Source organism: Burkholderia sp. BCC1999 (assembly GCF_905339975.1).
Classification (GTDB): domain Bacteria; phylum Pseudomonadota; class Gammaproteobacteria; order Burkholderiales; family Burkholderiaceae; genus Burkholderia.
Genome location: NZ_CAJPHP010000005.1, coordinates 202781 through 224714 on the forward strand (window position 1 = coordinate 202781; position 21934 = coordinate 224714).

At 65.6% G+C, this 21934-nt stretch carries 21 protein-coding genes; 5 read left to right on the forward strand and 16 right to left on the reverse strand.

Features of this window, described 5'->3' with window-relative positions:
* Positions 1 to 116 precede the first annotated feature (116 nt).
* The 6 genes from U5809_RS09160 to rfbB form a co-directional block, all read right to left on the reverse strand.
* Entirely contained in the window at positions 117 to 1028 is a 912-nt protein-coding gene (locus tag U5809_RS09160; protein WP_322086235.1) for a glycosyltransferase family 2 protein, read from the reverse strand.
* Positions 1029 to 1181: 153 nt separating this feature from the next.
* Complete coding sequence (locus U5809_RS09165; protein WP_322086324.1) at positions 1182 to 2600, reverse strand: mannose-1-phosphate guanylyltransferase/mannose-6-phosphate isomerase; 1419 nt, start codon at positions 2598 to 2600, stop codon at positions 1182 to 1184.
* A gap of 131 nt (positions 2601 to 2731) precedes the next feature.
* Positions 2732 to 3646 carry a dTDP-4-dehydrorhamnose reductase gene (rfbD, locus tag U5809_RS09170; RefSeq protein ID WP_322086236.1) on the reverse strand — a complete coding sequence of 305 codons (915 nt, stop codon included), beginning with the start codon at positions 3644 to 3646 and terminating at the stop codon, positions 2732 to 2734.
* Entirely contained in the window at positions 3639 to 4190 is a 552-nt protein-coding gene (rfbC, locus tag U5809_RS09175; RefSeq protein WP_011544743.1) for a dTDP-4-dehydrorhamnose 3,5-epimerase, read from the reverse strand. Before rfbC ends, rfbD begins: the two co-directional genes overlap by 8 nt.
* Positions 4175 to 5068, reverse strand: a complete 894-nt coding sequence (rfbA, locus tag U5809_RS09180) for a glucose-1-phosphate thymidylyltransferase RfbA (RefSeq protein WP_322086237.1) — start codon at positions 5066 to 5068, stop codon at positions 4175 to 4177. Before rfbA ends, rfbC begins: the two co-directional genes overlap by 16 nt.
* Positions 5069 to 5079: 11 nt before the next feature.
* Positions 5080 to 6141, reverse strand: coding sequence for a dTDP-glucose 4,6-dehydratase (gene rfbB / locus U5809_RS09185; RefSeq protein ID WP_322086238.1), 1062 nt, complete (start codon positions 6139 to 6141; stop codon positions 5080 to 5082).
* Positions 6142 to 6491: 350 nt separating this feature from the next.
* Between rfbB and U5809_RS09190 the strand changes: the two genes are divergently transcribed.
* A complete protein-coding gene (locus tag U5809_RS09190; RefSeq protein ID WP_322086239.1) occupies positions 6492 to 7331 on the forward strand; it encodes a symmetrical bis(5'-nucleosyl)-tetraphosphatase in 840 nt (279 codons plus the stop codon).
* A 32-nt stretch (positions 7332 to 7363) separates the two neighbouring features.
* Here the strand turns inward: U5809_RS09190 and U5809_RS09195 are convergent, their stop codons facing one another.
* From U5809_RS09195 to U5809_RS09230, 8 genes are all read right to left on the reverse strand, one after another.
* Positions 7364 to 8221 (reverse strand): lysophospholipid acyltransferase family protein, encoded by an 858-nt coding sequence (locus U5809_RS09195; RefSeq protein ID WP_322086240.1) that lies wholly within the window; start codon positions 8219 to 8221, stop codon positions 7364 to 7366.
* A gap of 19 nt (positions 8222 to 8240) precedes the next feature.
* Positions 8241 to 9518, reverse strand: a complete 1278-nt coding sequence (locus tag U5809_RS09200; protein WP_322086241.1) for a dihydroorotase — start codon at positions 9516 to 9518, stop codon at positions 8241 to 8243.
* Between the two features lie 52 nt (positions 9519 to 9570).
* Entirely contained in the window at positions 9571 to 10602 is a 1032-nt protein-coding gene (locus U5809_RS09205; protein ID WP_282506852.1) for an aspartate carbamoyltransferase catalytic subunit, read from the reverse strand.
* A gap of 73 nt (positions 10603 to 10675) precedes the next feature.
* A complete protein-coding gene (pyrR, locus tag U5809_RS09210) occupies positions 10676 to 11188 on the reverse strand; it encodes a bifunctional pyr operon transcriptional regulator/uracil phosphoribosyltransferase PyrR (RefSeq protein ID WP_322086242.1) in 513 nt (170 codons plus the stop codon).
* Entirely contained in the window at positions 11175 to 11624 is a 450-nt protein-coding gene (gene ruvX, locus U5809_RS09215; protein ID WP_322086243.1) for a Holliday junction resolvase RuvX, read from the reverse strand. The genes pyrR and ruvX overlap by 14 nt, the downstream gene beginning before the upstream one ends.
* A complete protein-coding gene (locus U5809_RS09220; RefSeq protein WP_175919008.1) occupies positions 11621 to 12199 on the reverse strand; it encodes a YqgE/AlgH family protein in 579 nt (192 codons plus the stop codon). The genes ruvX and U5809_RS09220 overlap by 4 nt, the downstream gene beginning before the upstream one ends.
* Positions 12200 to 12381: 182 nt before the next feature.
* Positions 12382 to 13683 (reverse strand): hypothetical protein, encoded by a 1302-nt coding sequence (locus U5809_RS09225; protein WP_322086244.1) that lies wholly within the window; start codon positions 13681 to 13683, stop codon positions 12382 to 12384.
* A 104-nt stretch (positions 13684 to 13787) separates the two neighbouring features.
* On the reverse strand, positions 13788 to 13958 hold the full coding sequence (locus U5809_RS09230; RefSeq protein WP_004186709.1) for a rubredoxin: 171 nt from the start codon (positions 13956 to 13958) through the stop codon (positions 13788 to 13790).
* A gap of 253 nt (positions 13959 to 14211) precedes the next feature.
* Between U5809_RS09230 and U5809_RS09235 the strand changes: the two genes are divergently transcribed.
* Positions 14212 to 15078 (forward strand): hydroxymethylpyrimidine/phosphomethylpyrimidine kinase, encoded by an 867-nt coding sequence (locus tag U5809_RS09235; RefSeq protein WP_176049423.1) that lies wholly within the window; start codon positions 14212 to 14214, stop codon positions 15076 to 15078.
* Between the two features lie 186 nt (positions 15079 to 15264).
* On the opposite strand, the gene groL is transcribed toward U5809_RS09235, so the two are convergent.
* Positions 15265 to 16905 carry a chaperonin GroEL gene (gene groL, locus U5809_RS09240; protein WP_043181578.1) on the reverse strand — a complete coding sequence of 547 codons (1641 nt, stop codon included), beginning with the start codon at positions 16903 to 16905 and terminating at the stop codon, positions 15265 to 15267.
* A 46-nt stretch (positions 16906 to 16951) separates the two neighbouring features.
* Positions 16952 to 17245 (reverse strand): co-chaperone GroES, encoded by a 294-nt coding sequence (locus U5809_RS09245; protein ID WP_026044985.1) that lies wholly within the window; start codon positions 17243 to 17245, stop codon positions 16952 to 16954.
* 680 nt (positions 17246 to 17925) lie between these two features.
* Here U5809_RS09245 and U5809_RS09250 point away from each other — a divergent pair.
* From U5809_RS09250 to efeB, 3 genes are all read left to right on the forward strand, one after another.
* Positions 17926 to 19392 carry a carbohydrate porin gene (locus U5809_RS09250; protein WP_322086245.1) on the forward strand — a complete coding sequence of 489 codons (1467 nt, stop codon included), beginning with the start codon at positions 17926 to 17928 and terminating at the stop codon, positions 19390 to 19392.
* Positions 19393 to 19469: 77 nt separating this feature from the next.
* A complete protein-coding gene (locus U5809_RS09255; RefSeq protein ID WP_176049425.1) occupies positions 19470 to 20603 on the forward strand; it encodes a hypothetical protein in 1134 nt (377 codons plus the stop codon).
* Between the two features lie 11 nt (positions 20604 to 20614).
* Complete coding sequence (efeB, locus tag U5809_RS09260) at positions 20615 to 21922, forward strand: iron uptake transporter deferrochelatase/peroxidase subunit (protein WP_322086246.1); 1308 nt, start codon at positions 20615 to 20617, stop codon at positions 21920 to 21922.
* Positions 21923 to 21934 lie beyond the last annotated feature (12 nt).

Consider the following 21934-nt stretch of genomic DNA (forward strand, 5'->3'; position numbering starts at 1 on the left):
AATTTTGAAAGGAAGTGGGGTTAATACCACCCCCTATCTAACCCGTCCGACTTTTTTTGCCTCGCCCTCACTGCCCCGCACTTCAAAGCAGCCTGACCACCCTTCCGAAATTTTCGTCAAGCGTTATCGGAGTAAGGCCCGAGCCGCCCACGCAAACCATCTCGGATTCCGCGCCATACCATCGCAAGATGCTCACTCCGTCGATCCGGGAAAAAACAATAGATCACGACCCGAAATGGCAACTTCACGAGCTCCGTCGATTTCCATTTCAAGGGCATCGATGCGCGCTTCATCAGTGCGATTGCGTTTCGGAACTGATAATAGTGGCGAATCGGCCCATGCATGGGATAACGACGCCCCAATACCTGAACAGGCTCGCCTCCCAGTTCGTGACTCATCCGCAACCAGGGAATCCCCCAGACCTGATAGCCGTGCTGCTTCGCGCGAATGCACCATTCGAGATCGACGAAATCGATGAACAGCGACTCGTCCATTGCTCCGACGTCTTTCCAACATTCAAGGTTGATGCAGGACCCGGACGAAATGAGAAAATCCACGTCGATGGGTACGTCACCCACCGGAGGTATCCGCTGGAGCCTTCCCCATCCAAACCGGACAAACGGCGCGACACCACGCAGACGTCGGTCCTCATAGGCTGGGCCGATCAGCGCAACGCGGCTCCCCGACTCCCGGGCCTGGACGATCAGTTTCGGCAAATCCGTCAGCAAGGACTGGGGCGGCTCGCTGTCCTGATCAAACAGCAACGCGACATCGCAACCCGCCTGAATCAGGGCGCCGACCCCCTGATTGAACGCCATCGCAATTCCGGCATTCCATCCGTTGGGAATGTATTCGATCGAGTCGGTCAGCCCGAGCGCATCGCGATCAAGCACTTCCGGCGTATTGTCGACCACCACGCAATGCATCGACTCGGCCAGTCGATTCGCGCGCGCAACACACGCCGCGTCTGGATGAAAGAAAACGACAACCGCTCCGGTATTCGGCGATCGATTTTGTGTATTGCTCATAAGATTGCTACGCCTACGGTACCAGCATCGTGCGAAATGGCCGTGTTCGCCATCCTGCGATTTCAATGCGCTTTGACACGACTACTCCGCAATCGGTAATGCCGGGCCGTCTTGGCGACGCGAAAATCCGCCACGTCCCGGCCTGCCATCGCGTCATGTTCGCCCGTAGTTGTCTTCGAAGCGGACGATGTCGTCTTCGCCCAAATACTCGCCACTCTGAACTTCGATCATGACCAGATCGACGACCCCGGGATTCTCCAGCCGGTGCTTGTGGCCAGCAGGAATATAAGTGGATTCGTTGGTCGACACGAAAAACGCTTCATCGCCATTGACGACCCTGGCCATCCCGGACACGACGATCCAGTGCTCGCTGCGATGATGATGCATTTGAAGGCTGAGGCTTGCACCAGGCTTCACGACAATGCGCTTGATCTTGAATCGAGGCCCCTCTTCAAGCACCGTGTACGTTCCCCACGGGCGATGCACCGTTCGATGTACCTTGTATGCCTCGTGACCGGTCGCCTTGAGCTCCGCATAGATCTGCTTCACGTCCTGCGCGCGACTTCGCGTCGCAATCAGCAACGCGTCGGGGGTGTCGATTACGATCAGGTTCTCGACACCGACCGCGCCGATCAAACGCTCGGAACTCTGCAGATAACTGTTCCTGACATCGACAAGCAGGGCTTCGCCTTCCACACGATTGCCATGCTCGTCCGGAGTCGCAAGATCACCCAGCGCCGTCCACGATCCGACGTCACTCCAGCCGATCGAACACGGTACCACCGACCCCTGCCGGCACTTCTCCATCACTGCATAATCCACGGAAACGTTGGGAACCGCACCGAAACTGTTCGGCTCGAGACGAATCTGCGCCCCACCGCCCGCACTCGTCGACGACGGTGACGCATCGATACAGGCTTTCACCGAATCGAGGATGTCGGGGCAATGCTCGGCAAGCTCTCGCAGCATCGTTCCGGCCGTAAAACAAAACATCCCGGAATTCCACAGAAATCGCCCGGACTCGAGATACTGCTGCGCATGGGCGAGATCGGGCTTCTCGACGAAACGCATGATGTCGGTTCCATCCGCCTCGATATATCCATATGCGGTTTCCGGGCTGTCGGGCTGTATGCCAAACGTCACGACCCGCCCGCCCTTGGCCAGCACCGACGCCTTCTCCACTGCGTCGGCAAACGCGGATGTGTCGTTGATCAGATGATCCGCCGCGAGTACGAGCATCACAACTTGTTCGCCCTGGGCCGCGGCAGCATACAAGGTCGCCGCGGCGATCGCGGCAGCCGTGTTTCTGCCAAAGGGCTCGAGAATGAACGAGGTCGCCAATCCGCTCACATTGACTTCCCGATACTCATCCTCGGTCTTGAAGAACAGGTCGCGATTGGTGACCGTGAGCACTTCATCGACGCCCGCCAGACCGGCCGCCCGCAGGAAGGCCTTTTGCAACAGGCTTTCACCGTCGGCAAGCCGAATGAACGGTTTGGGATGCGATTCACGAGACACGGGCCAAAGTCTTGACCCGGCACCACCGCACAGAATAATCGGCAACAAGCTCACATGTTCCTCGTATTGCATTGACGATCAACGCTCTTCGGTCGACGCACGACGCCGCGGATATCAGCCGCATCCGCCCGCTTCGGTACGAAACGCGCTACACGCGCATGCGACCACTCACACTACAGAAACGATCACGTCTTCTGCATACCAGCCAGGCAAAGCCCGAGAGATTCCCGCCAGTGCGGCAGGGCCACACCAAAAACCTGCGCCAGCTTCGCGTTGGACAGCCTTGAATTCGACGGCCGCTTCGCCGGCGTCGGATAGTCCGCAGCCGGAATCGGCAATACGACCGGCAGCTTCGGAAGGTTCGCCAGCTCGAAAATCGCCGACGCGAATCCGTGCCACGACGTGTCGCCACCAGCTGTCAAATGGTACGTTCCGGAGCGTGCGCCCCACCATTCCGCCGTATCCGCGGCACCGCGCGCCTGGGCAAGCACGTGCGACGTCGCCGTCGCGATGGCACGACTCCAGGTCGGCGCCCCCATTTGATCCGCAACGACTTTCAATTCGGGGCGTTCGGCGCCCAAACGAAGCATCGTCAACAGAAAATTATGCCCACGCGCACCATATACCCAACTGGTGCGCAAAATGAGATGCCGGCATCCGGACGAGGCGATCGCCGCTTCGCCTTCGAGCTTGGTCAGGCCGTAGACATTTTGCGGATCCGGGAGATCGGTCTCACAATACTCGCCCGGCTTCGCACCGTCGAACACATAATCGGTCGAGTAGTGAACCAGTGCCGCACCGCTACGCGCCGCCTCTTCTGCCAGCACGCGCGGCACTTCGGCATTCAGCCGGCGCGCGGCGTCGACATCCGTCTCTGCCTTGTCGACGGCCGTGTACGCGGCCGGATTCACGATGATCGACGGCTTCAGCTCGCGTACGACGCTGCGCACGCGATCGAGATCGGACAGGTCGAGCATCGAGCGGTCGCACGCCACCACGCGGCCGAGGCCTTGCAGCGAGCGCAGCAGTTCGAACCCGACCTGGCCATTCACACCCGTCACGAGGATCGTCGGTTCAGGAGTCACACCCACCTCACGCATAAACTTCGGCTTCGCTCAAACGCTTGCCGGCCGCGTCCTTCGCCGCCAGCAGCGGCTCGAAATCGATCGGCCACTCGATCCCGATCTCCGGGTCGTTCCACACGATGCTGCGCTCGTGCTCCGGGAACCAGTAGTCGGTCGTCTTGTAAAGGAACTGCGCGGCCTCCGACAGCACGACGAAACCGTGTGCGAAACCGGGCGGCACCCACAGCTGCCGATGGTTGTCGTTCGACAAGACGACTCCCACCCACTTGCCGAAGTTCGGCGAATCCTTGCGAATGTCGACGGCGACGTCGAACACTTCGCCCTCGACCACGCGAACGAGCTTTCCCTGCGCGTGCTGGATCTGATAGTGCAGGCCGCGCAGCACGCCCTTCGACGAGCGCGAATGGTTGTCCTGCACGAATTCGACGCCGGGTGCGACCTGCTCGGCGAACTCCTTCCCGTTGAAGCTTTCGTAGAAGAACCCACGCGCGTCGCCGAACACCTTCGGCTCGATGATCTTGACTTCGGGCAGCGCCGTCGCCGTTACTTGGATGGCCATGCGACTTGATCCGTGAGAATGTTCTTGAGGTACTGACCGTACGCGTTCTTCGCGAGCGGCTGTGCCAGCTTCAGCACCTGCTCCGCGTCGATCCAGTTGCGGCGATAGGCGATTTCTTCCGGACACGCGACTACGAGGCCCTGCCGCTTCTGCAGCGTCGCGATGAAGCTGGCCGCCTCGATCAGCGAATCGTGCGTGCCGGTATCGAGCCACGCGTACCCGCGCCCCATGATCTCGACGTTCAGCGCACCGCTGGCGAGATACCGTGAATTGACATCGGTGATTTCCAGCTCGCCACGCAGCGACGGCTTGATGTCGGCCGCGATGTCGCACACTCGGTTGTCGTAGAAGTACAGACCCGTCACCGCGTAGTTCGAACGCGGTTTCGCCGGCTTCTCCTCGATCGACAGCGCGCGGAACGACTTGTCGAATTCGACGACGCCGTAACGCTCCGGATCGTGCACGTGGTACGCAAACACGGTCGCGCCGGTTTCCTGTGCGTGTGCGCGCTCGAGCTGTTTCGCGAGATCGTGGCCGTAGAAGATGTTGTCGCCGAGGATCAGCGCCGACGGATCGTTGCCGACGAACTCCTTGCCGATGATGAACGCCTGCGCGAGACCGTCGGGCGACGGCTGCACCGCATACTGGATGTTCATCCCCCACTGGCTGCCGTCACCGAGCATCGACTCGAAGCGCGGGGTGTCCTGCGGTGTCGAGATGATCAACACGTCGCGAATGCCCGCGATCATCAGCGTCGACAGCGGGTAGTAGATCATCGGCTTGTCGTACACCGGCAGCAGCTGCTTCGATACGACGTGCGTGATCGGGTACAGCCGCGTGCCGGATCCGCCGGCGAGAATGATGCCCTTACGTGCCATCGCTTCTCTCCTCAAGCGCGTTGCGCGTAGTTCGTTTCGACCCACTTGCGGTACTCGCCCGATGCAACCTCATCGGCCCAGACCTGGTTGTCGAGATACCAGTCGACCGTCTTGGCCAGACCGGTCTCGAACGTTTCCGCAGGTTTCCAGCCAAGCTCACGTTCGAGCTTGCGCGCATCGATCGCGTAGCGGCGATCGTGGCCGGGCCGGTCCGTCACGTAGGTGATCTGGTCGCGGTACGAACCCGCTGCCTTCGGGCGCGCCTTGTCGAGCAGATCGCACAGCGTATGCACGACTTCGAGGTTCTTTTTCTCGTTCCAGCCGCCGACGTTGTACGTCTCGCCGGGTACGCCGCGCGCGAGCACTTCACGGATCGCGCTGCAGTGGTCGCCGACGTACAACCAGTCGCGCACGTTCTGGCCGTCGCCGTACACCGGCAGCGGCTTGCCCGCGAGCGCATTCGCGATCATCAGCGGAATCAGCTTTTCAGGGAACTGGTACGGGCCGTAGTTGTTCGAACAGTTCGTCGTCAGCACCGGCAGGCCGTACGTATGGTGGTATGCGCGCACGAGGTGGTCGGAACCCGCCTTCGTCGCCGAATACGGGCTGTTCGGCGCGTACGGCGTCGTCTCGGAGAATTGCGGGTCGGTGGCCGACAGCGAACCGAACACCTCGTCGGTCGACACGTGCAGGAAGCGGAACGCCGCCTTGTCGGCGTCGTTCAGGCCGTTCCAGTACTGGCGGGTAGCCTCGAGCAGCGTGAACGTGCCGACGACGTTGGTCTGCACAAAGTCCGCAGGACCATGGATCGAGCGATCGACATGACTTTCCGCAGCGAAGTGCAGCACGGCACGTGGCTTGTGTTCGGCAAACAGCGCATCAAGAGCATCGCGGTCGCAGATGTCGATGCGTGCAAACACATGCTTCGGATTCCCGTCCAGCGACTGCAGCGTGCGCAGGTTCCCTGCGTACGTCAGCTTGTCGACGTTGAGCACGGCTTCGTCGGATGCGCGCAGCCAGTCGAGTACAAAATTGGCACCGATAAAACCCGCGCCGCCCGTAACCAGGATCATGAGGCTCCCTCAAGTAATGCGCGGCGAGCGCCCTCCGGGCCCTCGCCGCATCAGATTCACAAGTGCTAGTAGCTTGTAACTTGTGACCGCTACGTCAGACCGGGAATTTTAACCGGTCGACATGGCCTCCAAAGTCATGAAATGCTAATTTTGTTGGGGAGAACGATAATTATAGGGAGCCGTCGCGTGCAAAAGCCATGCCGCTAACAACTTGATACAGCGGCCTCAACTCTTCTCACGCGTGAAATTTCATGCCGCGCCATCGTTTTTAACGCAAGAAAAATTGCGCAAAAAATGATAAACCTGACCAACTTTCGCGTGCACCCGAAACACGCACTATCCGCCTCCTCATGACCCGCACCCCCATCGCCATCGGCGACATCCAAGGCTGTCATTCTGCTTTCCAGTCGCTGTTCGACAAGCTTTCAGCCCCCGCCGACACGCCGCTGTGGATCGCCGGCGACGTCGTCAACCGCGGCCCGGACTCCCTCGCCTCGCTGCGCGCGCTCGTCGACCTCGGCCCGCGTGCGACCGTCGTGCTCGGCAATCACGACCTTCACCTGCTCGCGGTCTCCGCCGGGCTGCGCACCGAACGCCCGGGCGACACGATCGGCGAGATCCTCGACGCGCCGGATGCCGATGCCCTGCTCGACTGGGTCCGCCACCGCCCGTTCGTGCACGCAGAGGACGGGATGCTGCTTGTGCATGCGGGTGTGCTGCCGCAATGGGACACCGCACTCGTGCTCGAACTCGCGGACGAACTGCAGCGCGCGCTGCGCGCGCCCGACTGGCGCGACACGCTGCAAGGCCTGTACGGCAACGAGCCGAATCAATGGAGCCCGGATCTGAAGAAGCGCGACCGGATGCGCGTCGCGTTCAACGCGTTTACGCGCGTGCGCTTCTGCACGCCCGACGGCGCAATGGAATTCAAGGCGAACGGCGGCCCCGACAGTGCGCCGCCCGGCTACCTGCCGTGGTTCGACGTACCGGGGCGCCGCACGGAGGACGTGACGGTCGTGTTCGGGCATTGGGCCGCGCTTGGCCTGATGCTGCGCCACAACGTCGTCGCGCTGGATTCGGGATGTGTATGGGGGAACCAGTTATCAGCCGTACGGCTGACGGCCGACCCTGCGCAGCGCACGGTCACGCAGGTGCAGTGCGAAGCGTGCCGCTCACCGGGCGGCGAGTAACGACACGCCGATTCACGTGACGAGGCTGCGCGTCACCCCTCGCGCCCCGGCACCGGTTCATCGGCCGCCGCATCACCCGCCGCACCGCCACCGAGTTCGGTCGCCGGATACGCATGTTTCTGCAACTCCGCGAGCGATTCGGCCGACGGCTTGCCGACCTTCTCCTGCAACGTCGCCAGCGCAGCCGCGATCGCATCGCGCGCCGCGGCGGACGTCGCCCGCCGGTCGCCGCCCGGCGCGATCGGATCGCACACGTACAGATGCACGACGAGCGGGCCGCCTCGCAGCACCATGTCGAGCGACTTGCCGAGCGACAGCTCGCCCGTGTACGCCGGCGCGACTGACTGCCGCCGCTGCGCGTCCTCGTACATCAGGCAGATCGGCTGCACCGCGCAGCCGGCCGATACCGCGGACTGGAACAGGTTCGCATGGAACGGCAGCAATTCCTGACCGTCTGACGTCGTCCCTTCCGGAAACACGCACATGAGCCCGCCGTTGCGCAGGCGCTCGGCCATCTCGTGCATGATCCGCATCGCCTCGGTGCGCTTCTCGCGCTGCAGGAACACGGTGTCGAGCTTCTCGGCAAGCCAGCCGACGACCGGCCACTGCCGCACCTCGGCCTTCGACACGAACGGCGTCGGCCGCCACGCGTTGACCGCGTAGATGTCGAGCCACGACACGTGGTTGCCGACCACGAGCGCGCTCGCGTCGAGGCGCGCGCCGTCGTTGTGGATGACGAGGCGCATCCCGCAGATCCGCAGCATCTTGAGCGTCCAGCGGCGCGTCATCTCGGCGCGGCGCGCGGGCGTGACATGCGAAAAACGCAGCGCGACGATCGCCATGCCGCGCAACAGGTGAAAGACGAGACGCAGCTTGCGAAGGGCGGTCATGGCGAGGGTCCGGCGTGGTTCAGTGGCGCTCGAACGCGACCTGCCCTGCCACGAGCGTCGCGCGCACGGTGGCCGGCAGTTCGTAGCCGAGGAACGGCGAGTTGTGGCCCTGGCTCTTCAGCGCGCGCGGCTCGACGCGCCAGTGCGCGCGCGGGTCGAACACGCACAGGTCGGCCGCGCCGCCTTCGGACAGGCGGCCTGCCGGCAGCTTCAGCACGTCGGCCGGCGCGGACGTGATGCGGCGCAGCGCCTGCGCGAGCGGCGTACGCGTCTCGTCCGCCCACTTCAGCGTCAGCGACAGCAGCAACTCGAGCCCCGTCGCGCCGGGCGTCGCTTCGCCGAACGGCAGCAGCTTCTCGTCGTCGTCGACCGGCGTGTGGTCGGAGCAGATCGCGTCGATCGTGCCGTCGGCGAGCGCCACGCGGATCGCTTCGCGGTCGCGCTCGCTGCGCAGCGGCGGATCGAGCCGGAACTGCGAATCGAAGTAGCCGATGTCGACGTCGATCAGATGCAGATGGTTCGCGCCGACGTCGCAGGTCACGGGCAACCCTTCGGCCTTCGCCTCGCGCACGAGCGCCAGGCCGGCCGCGGACGACAACCGTGCAAGGTGCACGCGCGCGCCGGTCACGCGCATCAGTTCGAAGATCGTGTGCAGCGCGATCGTCTCGGCCGCGACCGGCACGCCGGACAGCCCGAGCCGCGACGCGAGTGCGCCGCTCGCGGCCACGCCGCCGCGGCCGATGAACGCGTCGAGCGGACGCAGCCACGTCGTGTAGCCGTAGGTGCTCGCGTACTGCAGCGCGCGCAGCAGCACCTGCGTGTCGCGTACCGGCACGTTCGCTTGCGTGAAGCCGACGCAGCCGGACTCGGTCAGCGCGACCATCTCGGTGATCACTTCACCCTTGAGGCCAACCGTCAGCGCGCCCAGCGGGTGCACGTTCGCCTGGTGCAGGTTGCGTGCGCGGAACTTGAGCATCTCGACGAGGCCCGGCTCGTCGAGCACGGGGTCGGTATCCGGCGGGCACACGAGCGTCGTGACGCCGCCCGCGACGGCCGCGGCCATCTCGGACGCGAGCGTCGCCTTGTGTTCGTAGCCGGGCTCGCGCAGTCGCGCGCACAGGTCGACGAGGCCGGGCGCGACGATCAGTCCCGACGCGTCGATGGTCTTCGCGGCGTTGAAATCGGCCGGTGCGGCGCCAATCGCGGCGATCTTGCCGGCCGCGACGAATACGTCGGCCTGCCGCTCGGTGCCGGCGACCGGATCGATCAGCGTGCCGCCTTTGATATGAATCTTCATGCGCTGTCTGTGAATGCGTTGATTGCGTGAATAAGGATGCGCGAAAGCGGGCTCAATCGCTGTTGCCGGCGACGATGCCCATCACCGCCATCCGCACGGCGATGCCGAACGTGACCTGATTGAGGATCACCGACTGCGGGCCGTCGGCGACCTGCGAATCGATCTCGACGCCACGGTTCATCGGGCCCGGGTGCATCACGATCGCGTCGGGCGCGGCGAGCGCGAGGCGCTCGGGCGTCAGGCCCCACGTCTTGAAGTACTCCTGCGCGGACGGCAGCAGCGCGCCGCTCATCCGCTCGTTCTGCAGGCGCAGCATGATGATCACGTCGACGCCCTTCAGCCCTTCGTCGAGGTCGTGGAACACCTTCACGCCCATCTGCTCGAGACCGCCCGGCAGCAGCGTACGCGGGCCGATCGCGCGCACTTCCGGCACGCCGAGCGTGGTGAGCGCATGGATGTCGGAGCGCGCGACGCGCGAATGCAGGATGTCGCCGACGATCGCCACGCGCAGCTTCGTGAAGTCGCGCTTGTAGTGACGGATCGTGTACATGTCGAGCAGGCCCTGCGTCGGGTGCGCATGGCGGCCGTCGCCGGCGTTGATCACGTGAACGTGCGGCGCGCAGTGCTCGGCGATCAGGTACGGCGCGCCGCTCGACGCGTGGCGCACGACGAACAGGTCGGCATGCATCGCCGACAGGTTGTTGATCGTGTCGAGCAGCGATTCGCCCTTGCTCGTCGACGACGCATTGATGTTCAGGTTCAGCACGTCGGCCGACAGGCGCGTCGCGGCGATCTCGAAGGTCGTGCGCGTGCGCGTCGAGTTCTCGAAGAACAGGTTGAAGACGGACTTGCCGCGCAGCAGCGGCACCTTCTTCACTTCGCGGTCCGTCACGCTGACGAACTGCTCGGCCGTATCGAGGATGTGGTTGACGATCGAGCGCGGCAGGCCCTCGATCGACAGCAGGTGCTTCAGCTCGCCGTTTTTCGTGAGCTGCGGATTGCCCTTCAGGAAACCGTAGCGGAACCGGTCGGGGCTCGCGGTCGCAGCGGGATTGCCGGTGCGGCCAGTGGTGTCGGTGGTCATGGTGTGCGTGATTCCAACTATGCAAACGGGCCGCGGTGCAAACCAGCGGCCCGGGATACGGTTCGCGTGTCGTTCAGGCGCCGGGCGATTCGACGCGCAGCGTGAACTGTGCGTCGTCGCGCGCGAGCACGAGCGTCGCGCCGGCCGGCACGTCGAGTGTGCCGCCCGCGAAGCGTGCGGCGACCGGCAGCTCGCGGCCGCCGCGATCGGCCAGCACCGCGAGCTCGACCGCGGCCGGACGGCCGTAGTCGAACAGTTCGTTGAGCGCCGCGCGCACGGTGCGTCCGGTATACAGCACGTCGTCGACGAGCACGATGCGCGCGCCGTCGATCTCGAACGGCAGCGACGTCGGGCTGGCCTGGCTGTGCAGTCCCTTCTTCGCGTAATCGTCGCGATGCAGCGCGACGTTCACGACGCCGAACGCCGGTGCGCCGAGATCGCGTGCGAGGCGCTCGGCCAGCCATGCGCCGCCGCTGTGAATGCCGGCGAGCCGCGGGCCGCCCGGTTCGGCGAACGCCGTGCCGTACGCGGTGCGGATCTGGTCGAGCAGGACGCGGTAAAGCGCCTCGGCATCAATGGTGCTCATGGTCGGACAATTGATCGAGATACTGTTGAAGGATGACGCGTGCGGCCTCGGCATCGAGCATCTCCGCTCGGGCACGGCCGCGCGCGTTGCGCTCGCGCAGCCCTGCCTCGGCCTCGACCGACGAATAGCGCTCGTCGACCCACGTGACGGGCAGCCCGAAGCGGCCGTTCAGCTGGTTGCCGAAGCGCTTCGCCTGCTGCGTCATGTCGTGCGGCGTGCCGTCCGGATGCATCGGCAGGCCGACGACGAGCGCGTCCGGCCGCCATTCGGCCAGCAGGTCGCCGACCGCCTTGAAGCGGTGTTCGCGATTCAGGTTCTGGATCACGACGAGCGCACGGGCCGAGCGCGTCAGCGCGTTGCCGACCGCGACGCCGATACGTTTTTCGCCGTAGTCGAACGCCAGGAGCGTCGCATCACGCGCGCTCGCGCCACTCATGCGTGCCCTGCTTCGCCGGACAGCATCGCCGAGCTGACGCCGAGCAGGCCGAGGGCCGCTTCGAAGCGCTCTTCGGCCGGGGTGTCGAACACGATGCGCGGATCGGCGGCCACGGTCAGCCAGCCGTTGCGGGAAATTTCTTCCTCGAGCTGCCCTGCGCCCCAGCCGGCATGGCCGAGCGTCAACAGGAAGCGCTTCGGGCCGGTGCCCGTCGCGACCGCCTCGAGCACGTCCTTCGACGTCGTCATCTCCAGCCCGCCGTCGACGGACATCGACGAGTTGTAGCTCGCGCCCTCCACCGGCTCGTGCAGCACGAAGCCGCGCTCGGTCTGGACCGGGCCGCCGAAGTACACGGGAATGTGCAGCAGCGGCTCGATGTCGAGCTTCAGGTCGATGCGGTTGAACAGCGATTCGAGATCGATGTCGGTCGGACGATTGATGACGAGGCCGAGCGCGCCGCGCTCGCTGTGATCGCAAAGATAGACCACCGTTCCCGAGAACGTCGGATCGGCCATGTTAGGCATGGCGATCAGGAACTGGTTGGTGAGATTGATGCGATCGGAAGGCTTTGACATGGTTTGAATTTTAGCAAAGACGCCGCGACCTGACCGGGCCGCGATCAACAAGCAACGCCGCGCCACGCTGGCAACGGCGCGCGCGGATCACACGGCACTCTAACACGCGCGCGGGCGCTGTCGGCAGCGTGTTGCAGGCCCGCGCGACAAGGGGCGCCGCCAGGTGTCCGTCCCCTTGTTCGTCAGGTCCGGCCGAGCGCCGTGCCGAGCGCTTCGGACGCCGCGGTGAGGTCCGGCGGCGCAACGCCGGCCGCGATCTTCAGCAGCGCCGCGCGCAGCATGTCCGACGCGTGACGGTGCGCGTCGAGGCCGCCGTCGGCGAGCGGCACGCCGTGGGCGGCACGGCGCCATGCGAGGCCGAGCGTATCGGCCAGCAGTGCCGCGTGGCCGAGGCCGAGCGCGCACGCGGCCGTGCCGACCCGGTACGCGGCGCCGGACGCGTGCCACGCAGCGCCTGCGTCGGCCCGGGCCGGGTCGGCCGCGAGGTCGACCATCGACGCATCGGCCGTCTGCAGGAAATCCTCATAGGCATGCGCGTTGACGGTCACGACGCCGAGCGCGCGGGTCGGCGCGACGGCGACCGCCTCGTGCTCGGCCCGCGCAGCATCGGCCTCCCACAGCGCCTCGGACGCCGGCGTGCCGGCGACGTGCCAGTCGACCGTCAGTCCGTAGTCGTGCAGCACGTCGACGAGCGCAACGTCTTCTGCCGCAGCGCCGAACAGCGCGAAATCGCGCCACAACAGCGCCACCGTCTCGCGCACGAACTCGGGCGGTGCGCTGCGCCGGCCCTGCGCATGCTCGCCGAGCAGCAGGTTGGTCCGCGCGAGAAAGCGCTTCAACTCGGGCGCGCCGCTGGCGCGCAGCGCGCGCAGGCACGCGTTAGCGAGCCGCCAGAAATCGTACGGCCCGTCGTCGGTCAGCGCGACCTGCATCGCGTCGAGTTCGTCCAGCGCCACATCGGGCGCGCCGTGCTCCGCGCGCAGCGCGCCGAGCAGCGCCTGCTCGTAGCGGGCGCGGATCCGGGCCGCGAATGCGTCTGGCAGCTCGCGCAGCGTGGCCGGCGGCACCGCGCGGCCGACGAGCGCGAGCGCGTCGAGCGGCGCGCTCGCGCGCAGGTCGGCGGCGCTTTGCGCACGCAATGCACGGAAATGGTCGAGGAGAACGGGCGAGCAGGCGAGCTCGCGCAGGTTGTGACGCCCGACGGCCGCACGGAAGTCGCGCAGCGCGGCGCGCCAGCCGGCCGAAGTCGGCTCGGCGGCGACCAGCGGCACGCCGGCCGCCAGTTGCCCGGCGAACCGCGCGGCCGGCAGCCAGCCGGCTTCCGCCAGCACGGCCGCGGCGGCGGACAGCGGCGCAGCCGCATCGTCGTGCCGCCCGAAGGCGTCGGCGGCCGCCGCAAGCCACGCGTCGGCCGCACGCACGGCCCCGCCACGCGGGTTGGGCAATGCGTCAGGGTGGGGAACGTTCGCCGGATCGGACGTCATGGACACGCGCGCCTGTCATCGTCAAGTCGCTCGCACCACCCGCGGCGCGCGAGCGCCGGGCCGATGCGAGGCCTGAGCGGGGTGTCCGTGGGCCAGCGGTCCGGTCAGATCTGGACCATCTCGAAGTCTTCCTTGCGGGCGCCGCATTCGGGGCACGTCCAGTTGATCGGGACGTCTTCCCAGCGCGTGCCCGGGGCAATGCCCTCTTCGGGCAGCCCGGCTTCTTCGTCGTAAATCCAGCCACAAATCAGGCACATCCAGCTCTTGTATTCCATCTTAGCCGCGTCGGGAAAAGTCGGTAAATTCGGGAGCCATGATGGTACCGTGTCGGGGCCGGACTGCCTAGCAATCGCGCTGGAGGACAGCGACTACGTTGCGCTGCGCTAAAAAATCCGTCGTGCGGGCCGGATTCCACCGCATAATGGTTGAAAAGTGCGGCCTGCCGGGCAACACCGGGCCCAAAATGGCCACTCGCCTCGCCGTCCGCATCTCCGTCGCTTCCCTGTTTTTCTCTTGCCCCATTTTTACATGTCCAGCAACGCCCCTCCGATCGTCCTCACCTTCGGCCTGTCCGATCCCACCGGCGGCTCCGGCCTCCAAGCCGATCTGATGACCCTGGCGAGCATGGGCTGTCACGGCGTATCCGTCCTGACGGGCTACACCGTGCGCGACTCGGCCGCCTGCGACGAAGTGACCGGCCTCGACCCCGAGGTCGTCGCCGCGCAGGCGCGCATGCTGCTCGAAGACATGCCGGTTGCCGCGTTCAAGATCGGCGCGGCGACGCGCGCGGAAGTCGTGAGCGCGATCGCCGAGGTCGTCGCCGACTACGACGGCGTGCCGCTCGTGCTCGCGCCGGACTTCACGCTCGACGACGAACACGTGCTCGCAGCCGACGACCTGCGCGAATCGATCGCCGACCTGCTGGCGCCGCAAACCACGCTGCTGGTCGCCGATTACGCGACGCTGATCGCGCTCGCGCAGCCGGACGGCGACGCCGAGGCGCCGAATCTCGACGCGGCCGTGTCGCACCTGCTGTCGCAGGGCTGCGAATACATCCTGTCGTCGGAGCCGGGCTCGCACCGGCTCGTCAACACGCTGTACGGCGAGGAAGGCCAGCTCCGCGAGGATATGTGGGATCGCTCGCCGCACCGGCTGATGGGTATCACCGACACGCTCGGCGCGGCGATCGCGGCGCTGCTTGCAAACGGCCAGGAACCGCCCGAAGCGGTTCGCGAGGCGCAGGAATACTTGTACCAGGCCGTGCGCGACGCGTTCCGGCCCGGCATGGGCGCGTACCTGCCCGACCGGTTCTTCTGGGCGCGCAGCAATGAAGACTCGGACACGCCGCCGGCCGTGAAGGCCGACCCGGTAACGAGGACGTCGCACCGCCATTGACGCAGGCACGGCGGGCATGCCCCGCCGTCGTACCTGCCGCGCCGCTTCGGGCGCGACGCCTCCGGCCGCCCGGTGCATGCATCAAAATCCTCGCGCCAATAAAAAAAGACCCGCATCGCTGCGGGTCTTTTCTTTTGGCTGGAACGCGCATCGCTGCGCGCTCCGGACATCATCGACCGAAGTCGATTACATGTCCATGCCCATGCCGCCCATGCCGCCCGGCATGCCGCCCGGCATCGGTGCGTCTTCCTTCGGCAGTTCTGCGACAGCTGCGTCCGTCGTCAGCAGCAGGCCTGCAACCGAAGCTGCGTTCTGCAGTGCGGTACGCGTGACCTTGGTCGGGTCGACGACGCCGGCTTCAACCATGTCGACGTACTCGCCCGTTGCTGCGTTGTAGCCGTAGTTGCCCGTACCTGCAGCAACTGCCGCCACCACGACGCTGGCTTCTTCGCCGCCGTTCGTGACGATCTGGCGCAGCGGCTCTTCCATTGCGCGCAGCACGATCTTGATGCCGGCGTTCTGGTCGGCGTTCGCGCCGGTCAGGCCTGCGATCGCGGTGCGAGCGCGGATCAGCGCAACGCCGCCACCTGCCACGATGCCTTCTTCAACAGCTGCGCGCGTTGCGTGCAGTGCGTCTTCGACACGTGCCTTCTTTTCCTTCATTTCGACTTCGGTCGCTGCGCCGACCTTGATCACTGCAACACCGCCGGCCAGCTTGGCCACGCGCTCTTGCAGCTTTTCGCGGTCGTAGTCCGACGTCGCTTCTTCGATTTGCGCGCGCACTTGCTTCACGCGTGCTTCGATGTTCACGGCTTCGCCTGCGCCGTCGATGATCGTCGTGTTTTCCTTGCCCACTTCGATGCGCTTCGCCTGGCCCAGTTCTGCCAGCGTTGCTTTCTCGAGCGTCAGGCCGGTTTCTTCGGCGATCACTTGGCCGCCGGTCAGGATCGCGATGTCTTCCAGCATCGCCTTGCGACGATCGCCGAAGCCAGGCGCCTTGACCGCAACGGTCTTCAGGATGCCGCGGATGTTGTTCACGACCAGCGTTGCGAGCGCTTCGCCTTCGATGTCTTCAGCGATGATCAGCAGCGGACGGCCAGCCTTCGCGACTTGCTCGAGTACCGGCAGCAGATCACGGATGTTCGACACCTTCTTGTCGTGCAGCAGCACGAACGGGTTGTCGAGGACGGCGACTTGCTTTTCCGGGTTGTTGATGAAGTACGGCGACAGGTAGCCGCGGTCGAATTGCATGCCTTCGACGACGTCGAGTTCGTCGGCCAGCGACTTGCCGTCTTCGACGGTGATGACGCCTTCCTTGCCGACCTTGTCCATCGCTTCAGCGATGCGATCGCCGATCGACGTGTCGCTGTTCGCCGAGATCGAGCCGACCTGTGCGATTTCCTTGTTCGTCGTGCACGGCTTGCTGATCTTCTTCAGCTCTTCGACAGCCGCTGCGACTGCCTTGTCGATGCCGCGCTTCAGGTCCATCGGGTTCATGCCCGATGCGACGTACTTCATGCCTTCGCGAACGATCGATTGCGCGAGGACGGTTGCCGTCGTCGTGCCGTCGCCTGCGTTGTCGCTGGTCTTGGAAGCAACTTCCTTGACCATTTGCGCGCCCATGTTCTGGAGCTTGTCCTTCAGCTCGATTTCCTTCGCGACCGACACACCGTCCTTGGTGACCGTCGGGCCGCCGAAGCTGCGCTCGAGCACCACGTTGCGGCCCTTCGGACCCAGCGTGACCTTGACTGCGTTGGCGAGAATGTTCACGCCTTCGACCATCTTCGAACGGGCGGAATCGCCGAATACGACGTCTTTAGCTGCCATCTTCTAACTCCTTGAATTCTTGGGAATATGTACCGTCGGTGGACGCTTAGTTAGCGTTGACCACGGCCATGATGTCTTCTTCGCGCATGACCAGCAGTTCCTGGCCGTCGACCTTGACGGTCTGGCCTGCGTACTTGCCGAACAGGACGCGATCGCCGACCTTCACGTCGAGCGCGATCGGTGCACCCTTGTCGTCACGCTTGCCCGGGCCGACCGCGAGGATCTCGCCTTGATCCGGCTTTTCAGCAGCGGCTTCGGGGATCACGATGCCCGAGGCGGTCTTGGTTTCCTGATCCAGGCGCTTGACGATCACGCGATCGTGCAAAGGACGAAGGTTCATATTCACTCCTCTCTTGACTGAGATTGAAGAACGCTTAGGGAATCTGCCCGGCGGATCGCCCGGCAGAGAATTGTTAGCACTCTCGTGCAGCGAGTGCTAATTATATGGACGGGTTTTGACAAATTCAAGAAGGGGAGCCGGACGAATTTTCAACGCGGCCCGGCAGCAGGAAAAACACCCGAAAATCACAAAAAACCCTTTCAAAACAAAACCCTGACCCACGCCACCCGGCCTGACAGGCAGGCCCGCGCGACCTGCGAATCGCATCCAGCCCCGTTTGGACACCGGGTAAGCACGGAGTTCCTGCGACCGGCGACATCGCATCGAAAAGCCCGCGCAGGCGTCGATTCCGTCCGCCGCAACGCGGCCGTTCACCCTGCCCGGCGACCGTCGCGCCCCCTGTCCAGCGATCCATCGCTCCGCATCGAAGCATTCATTTTCATTACGCCGATATTTACGTTTTTATTCCATGAAAACACCCGCCGGGCCCCGTCCGTAAGCCCTCCCATTACATTCAGTAATTTAGATGCGAATCATTCTCGTTTACATTGACATTCCCATTCGAGACTCCTACGATGCGCCGCGTTGCGCTCTTCTTCATGCCCTGGCCGATCGGTGCCGAGCGTCGGGACAGCGACCGACAAGCAGGACTCCAAACCAATTAGAACCAGGGATTTGATATGAAGGTTGCGTCGTTCCATGGAGACCGCGTCCGCGCCCGGATGCGCCCCGCCGCCTGTGCGGCCGTCCTCGCATGCGCCTCGTTCGCGAGCGGCGCTGCGTTCGCCGCCACGCCGGTCGACGCGCAGCCCGAAGCGCCCGAGGCCGACCTCACGATCCAGGCGAAGCCGACCGACATGTGGACCGGCATCTGGACGCGCCAGAGCCTGCTCGGCGACATGGGCGGCATCCGCCCGTGGCTCGGCAAGTACGGTGCGACGCTGCAGATCACCGAAACCAGCGAATACCTCGCGAACCTGCGCGGCGGCCTGAACCGCGGCGGCGCCTACGACGGACTGACGACGGCCACGTTGACGGTCGACACGCAGAAGGCGATCGGCTTGGCCGGCGGCACGTTCAACGTCAGCGCGCTGCAGATCCACGGCACCAACCTGAGCGCGCGCAACCTCGGCACGCTCAACACCGCGAGCGGCATCGAGGCGCAGGACACGACGCGCCTGTGGGAGCTCTGGTACCAGCAGTCGTTCCTCGACAAGCGCGTCGACGTGAAGATCGGCCAGCAGAGCCTGGATCAGGAATTCATGGTCAGCACGTATGCGAACACGTTCGTCAACACGATGTTCGGCTGGCCCGCGCTGCCGTCGTACGATCTGCCGAACGGCGGCCCCGCCTATCCGCTCGCCGGCCTCGGCGTGCGCGTGCGCGCGCAGATCACGCCGAAGCTCACCGCGCTCGCGGGCGTGTTCGACGGCGATCCGCTCGGCAACAACCCGAGCAACCTGAGCGGCACGAACTTCAACCTGCACAACGGCACGCTCTATATCGGGGAGCTGCAATACGCACTGAACCAGCCGTCCGACGGCGAAATGGATACCGGGCACTCGAACGGGCTGCCGGGCACCTACAAGATCGGCGTCTGGTATCACAACGGCCGCTTCGCGGACCAGAGCACCGGCACCGACGGGCTGTCGCTCGCCGATCCGGCGTCGAACGGCAACGCGCAGCAGCATCACGGCGACTACAGCTTCTACGCGGTGGCCGACCAGATGATCTGGCGCCCCGACCCGACCGGCCCGAGGAGCCTCGGCGTGTTCGCACGCGTGATGGGCGCGCCGGGCGACCGCAACCTCGTGAGCTTCGCGGCCAACGCGGGCATCGTGCTGAAGGCGCCGTTCGAAGGCCGCGACAACGACAGCGTCGGCCTCGCCGTCACGTACATCCAGGTCGGCAGCCACGTGACCGACCTCGACCAGGCCGCGCGGACGTTCGCGGCCGGCCCGTACGGCGTACGCACCCGCGAGACGACCGTCGAGGCGACCTACCAGTACCAGATCAACCCGTGGTGGGTCATCGCGGCCGATGCGCAGTACACGTTCAACGCCGGCGCGGGCCAGAACCCGAGCGACGCAACCCAGCCGCTACGCAACACGTTCGTGCTCGGCGCGCGCACGACGATCACGTTCTGAGCACCGCGTACACGCTACCCGCCCACGCCACCCGTTTTCGCGCGCCGCCGGCGCGGCGCGCTCCCCAGGAGATCCCGATGATTCAATCCGCCCCGCTTCGCCGCCTCGCGACGGGCGCGCTGGCCGCCGCCGCGCTGACGGCCGCCGCCGGCGCGTTCGCCGAGCCGCAAGGCTTCCTCGAGACGCTGCATCGCCATACGCTGCTCGTCAACACGGTGCCCGACAACGGCGACCAGAACCCGTACGCGATCGCGGTCGCGCCGGTGTCGGCCGGCGCGATCCAGGCAGGCGACGTGCTCGTCGACAATTTCAACAACGCGGCGAACCTGCAGGGCACCGGCAGCACGATCGTCAACTACCGGCCGTCGACCAAGCAGATGAGCCTGTTCGCGACGATCCCGCGCGACCTGAAGGCGTGCCCGGGCGGTGTCGGCCTGTCGACCGCGATGACGATGCTCAAGTCGGGCTGGGTGATCGTCGGCAGCACGCCGAGCAACGACGGCACGACGTCGACCAAGGGCGCCGGCTGCCTGATCGTGCTCGATCCGCAAGGCAAGATCGCATCGACGTGGTCGAGCGCGAACATCAACGACCCGTGGGGCAACATGGCCGTAGTCGACCGCGGCGACAGCGCGACGCTGTTCGTCAGCATGGCCGGCTTCGGTGTCGGCGGCGCGGACGGCAATCCGCCCGTCTACAAGCAGGCGACCGTGCTGCGTCTCGACCTCGACGTGCCGGCCGGCAAGCCGCCCGTCATCAAGCAGGAAACGGTCGTCGCGAGCGGCCTCGGCGCGCAGGCCGACAAGGGCGTGTTCCTGGTCGGCCCGACCGGCCTCGCGCTGTCGGGCGACCAGAAGAAGCTGTACGTATCGGATGCGATCGGCAACCGCGTCGTCGAGATCGACGATCCGCTCACGCGCGACACGAGCGCGGGCGTCGGCCGCCAGGTCACGGCCGACGGCTTCCTGCGCCGCCCGCTCGCGCTCGCGACCGCGCCGAACGGCCATCTGCTCGCGACCAACGCACTGAACGGCCAGGTCGTCGAGATCGATCCGGTCGCCGGCAAGCAGCTCTATGCGCGCTGGATCGACACCGACAAGGCGCAATCGCCGCCCGGCAACGGCGACCTGTTCGGGATCGCGATGACGCCGGCCGGCGACGGCTTCTATTACGTCCAGGACGACGTCAACACGCTGATGCTCGCGAAGTAACGGAGCCGACCATGGCAGACGATCTGAACCCGCCGTCGCGCCCCGCGCGCCGCGGCTTTCTGAAGGCCGGCGGCGCCGCGGTGGCCGCGGGCCTCGCAGCGGGCACGATGCCGGCCGCCCGCGCGGCCGATGCGGCGCCCGCGGCCGCACCCGGCGCGCACGCACACGACGACGACATCGAGCCGTTCTACGGCAAGCACCAGGGCGGCATCACGACGCCGCAGCAGCGCAACGCGTATTTCGCGGCGCTCGACCTCGCCACGACCAAACGCGCGGACGTGATCGCGCTGCTGAAGACCTGGACCGACGCGGCCGCGCGCCTCACGCGCGGCGACACCGCGCAGCCATTGCCGGCGACCGGCGGTGACGACATCGCGCCGGCCGACTCGGGCGACGCGCTCGGCATCGGTGCGTCGCGGCTGACGATCACGTTCGGCTTCGGGCCCGGCCTGTTCGCGGTTGCGGGCAAGGACCGCTACGGCCTCGCGAAGCAGCGCCCCGCCGCACTCGTCGACCTGCCGCGCTTCAACGGCGACCAGCTGATTCCGGAGAAGACCGGCGGCGACCTGTTCATCCAGGCGTGCGCGAACGACGCACAGGTTGCGTTCCACGCGGTGCGTCAGCTCGTGCGCCTCGGCGGCAACGCCGTGCAGATGCGCTGGGGCCAGGCCGGCTTCACGTCCGGCAAGCCGGGCGAGACGCCGCGCAACCTGATGGGCTTCAAGGACGGCACGATGAACCCGTCGCGCGACGATCCGGCCGCGATGAACGAATTCGTGTGGGCCGGCAACGAAGGCCCGGCATGGATGAACGGCGGCACCTACACGGTCGTGCGCCGCATCCGCATCACGCTCGAACACTGGGACAACACCGAGCTCGGTTTCCAGGAGCAGGTGTTCGGCCGCAAGAAGTACAGCGGCGCGCCGATCGGCGGCAAGCAGGAGTTCGAGGCGCTCGACCTCGACGCGGTCGACAAGGACGGCAATTCGGTGATCCCCGACAACGCGCATGCGCGTCTCGCCTCGCCGCAGGTGAACAACGGCGCGCAGATCCTGCGACGCGCGTACTCGTACAACGACAGCGCGAACTTCTACATCGAGCGCTGGCCGCCGTGGCGCCAGCAGACCGAGTACGACGCGGGGCTGATGTTCGTCGCGCACCAGCGCGACCCGCGCCGTGGCTTCATTCCTATCAACGAGAAGCTCGCGAAGCTGGACATCATGAACCAGTTCACCACGCACGTCGGCAGCGCGATCTTCGCGTGTCCGCCGGGCGCGCAACCCGGTTCGTACATCGGCGCTGCGCTGTTCGAAGCGTAACGGCACGACGAC

Bases quoted from the DNA above. Each gene is read 5' to 3' on its own strand.
- U5809_RS09160 (WP_322086235.1), bottom strand. From the start codon at position 1,028: ATGAGCAATACACAAAATCGATCGCCGAATACCGGAGCGGTTGTCGTT.
- rfbD (WP_322086236.1), bottom strand. From the start codon at position 3,646: ATGCGTGAGGTGGGTGTGACTCCTGAACCGACGATCCTCGTGACGGGT.
- rfbC (WP_011544743.1), bottom strand. From the start codon at position 4,190: ATGGCCATCCAAGTAACGGCGACGGCGCTGCCCGAAGTCAAGATCATC.
- rfbA (WP_322086237.1), bottom strand. From the start codon at position 5,068: ATGGCACGTAAGGGCATCATTCTCGCCGGCGGATCCGGCACGCGGCTG.
- rfbB (WP_322086238.1), bottom strand. From the start codon at position 6,141: ATGATCCTGGTTACGGGCGGCGCGGGTTTTATCGGTGCCAATTTTGTA.
- U5809_RS09190 (WP_322086239.1), top strand. From the start codon at position 6,492: ATGACCCGCACCCCCATCGCCATCGGCGACATCCAAGGCTGTCATTCT.
- U5809_RS09195 (WP_322086240.1), bottom strand. From the start codon at position 8,221: ATGACCGCCCTTCGCAAGCTGCGTCTCGTCTTTCACCTGTTGCGCGGC.
- U5809_RS09200 (WP_322086241.1), bottom strand. From the start codon at position 9,518: ATGAAGATTCATATCAAAGGCGGCACGCTGATCGATCCGGTCGCCGGC.
- U5809_RS09205 (WP_282506852.1), bottom strand. From the start codon at position 10,602: ATGACCACCGACACCACTGGCCGCACCGGCAATCCCGCTGCGACCGCG.
- pyrR (WP_322086242.1), bottom strand. From the start codon at position 11,188: ATGAGCACCATTGATGCCGAGGCGCTTTACCGCGTCCTGCTCGACCAG.
- ruvX (WP_322086243.1), bottom strand. From the start codon at position 11,624: ATGAGTGGCGCGAGCGCGCGTGATGCGACGCTCCTGGCGTTCGACTAC.
- U5809_RS09220 (WP_175919008.1), bottom strand. From the start codon at position 12,199: ATGTCAAAGCCTTCCGATCGCATCAATCTCACCAACCAGTTCCTGATC.
- U5809_RS09225 (WP_322086244.1), bottom strand. From the start codon at position 13,683: ATGACGTCCGATCCGGCGAACGTTCCCCACCCTGACGCATTGCCCAAC.
- U5809_RS09230 (WP_004186709.1), bottom strand. From the start codon at position 13,958: ATGGAATACAAGAGCTGGATGTGCCTGATTTGTGGCTGGATTTACGAC.
- U5809_RS09235 (WP_176049423.1), top strand. From the start codon at position 14,212: ATGTCCAGCAACGCCCCTCCGATCGTCCTCACCTTCGGCCTGTCCGAT.
- groL (WP_043181578.1), bottom strand. From the start codon at position 16,905: ATGGCAGCTAAAGACGTCGTATTCGGCGATTCCGCCCGTTCGAAGATG.
- U5809_RS09245 (WP_026044985.1), bottom strand. From the start codon at position 17,245: ATGAACCTTCGTCCTTTGCACGATCGCGTGATCGTCAAGCGCCTGGAT.
- U5809_RS09250 (WP_322086245.1), top strand. From the start codon at position 17,926: ATGAAGGTTGCGTCGTTCCATGGAGACCGCGTCCGCGCCCGGATGCGC.
- U5809_RS09255 (WP_176049425.1), top strand. From the start codon at position 19,470: ATGATTCAATCCGCCCCGCTTCGCCGCCTCGCGACGGGCGCGCTGGCC.
- efeB (WP_322086246.1), top strand. From the start codon at position 20,615: ATGGCAGACGATCTGAACCCGCCGTCGCGCCCCGCGCGCCGCGGCTTT.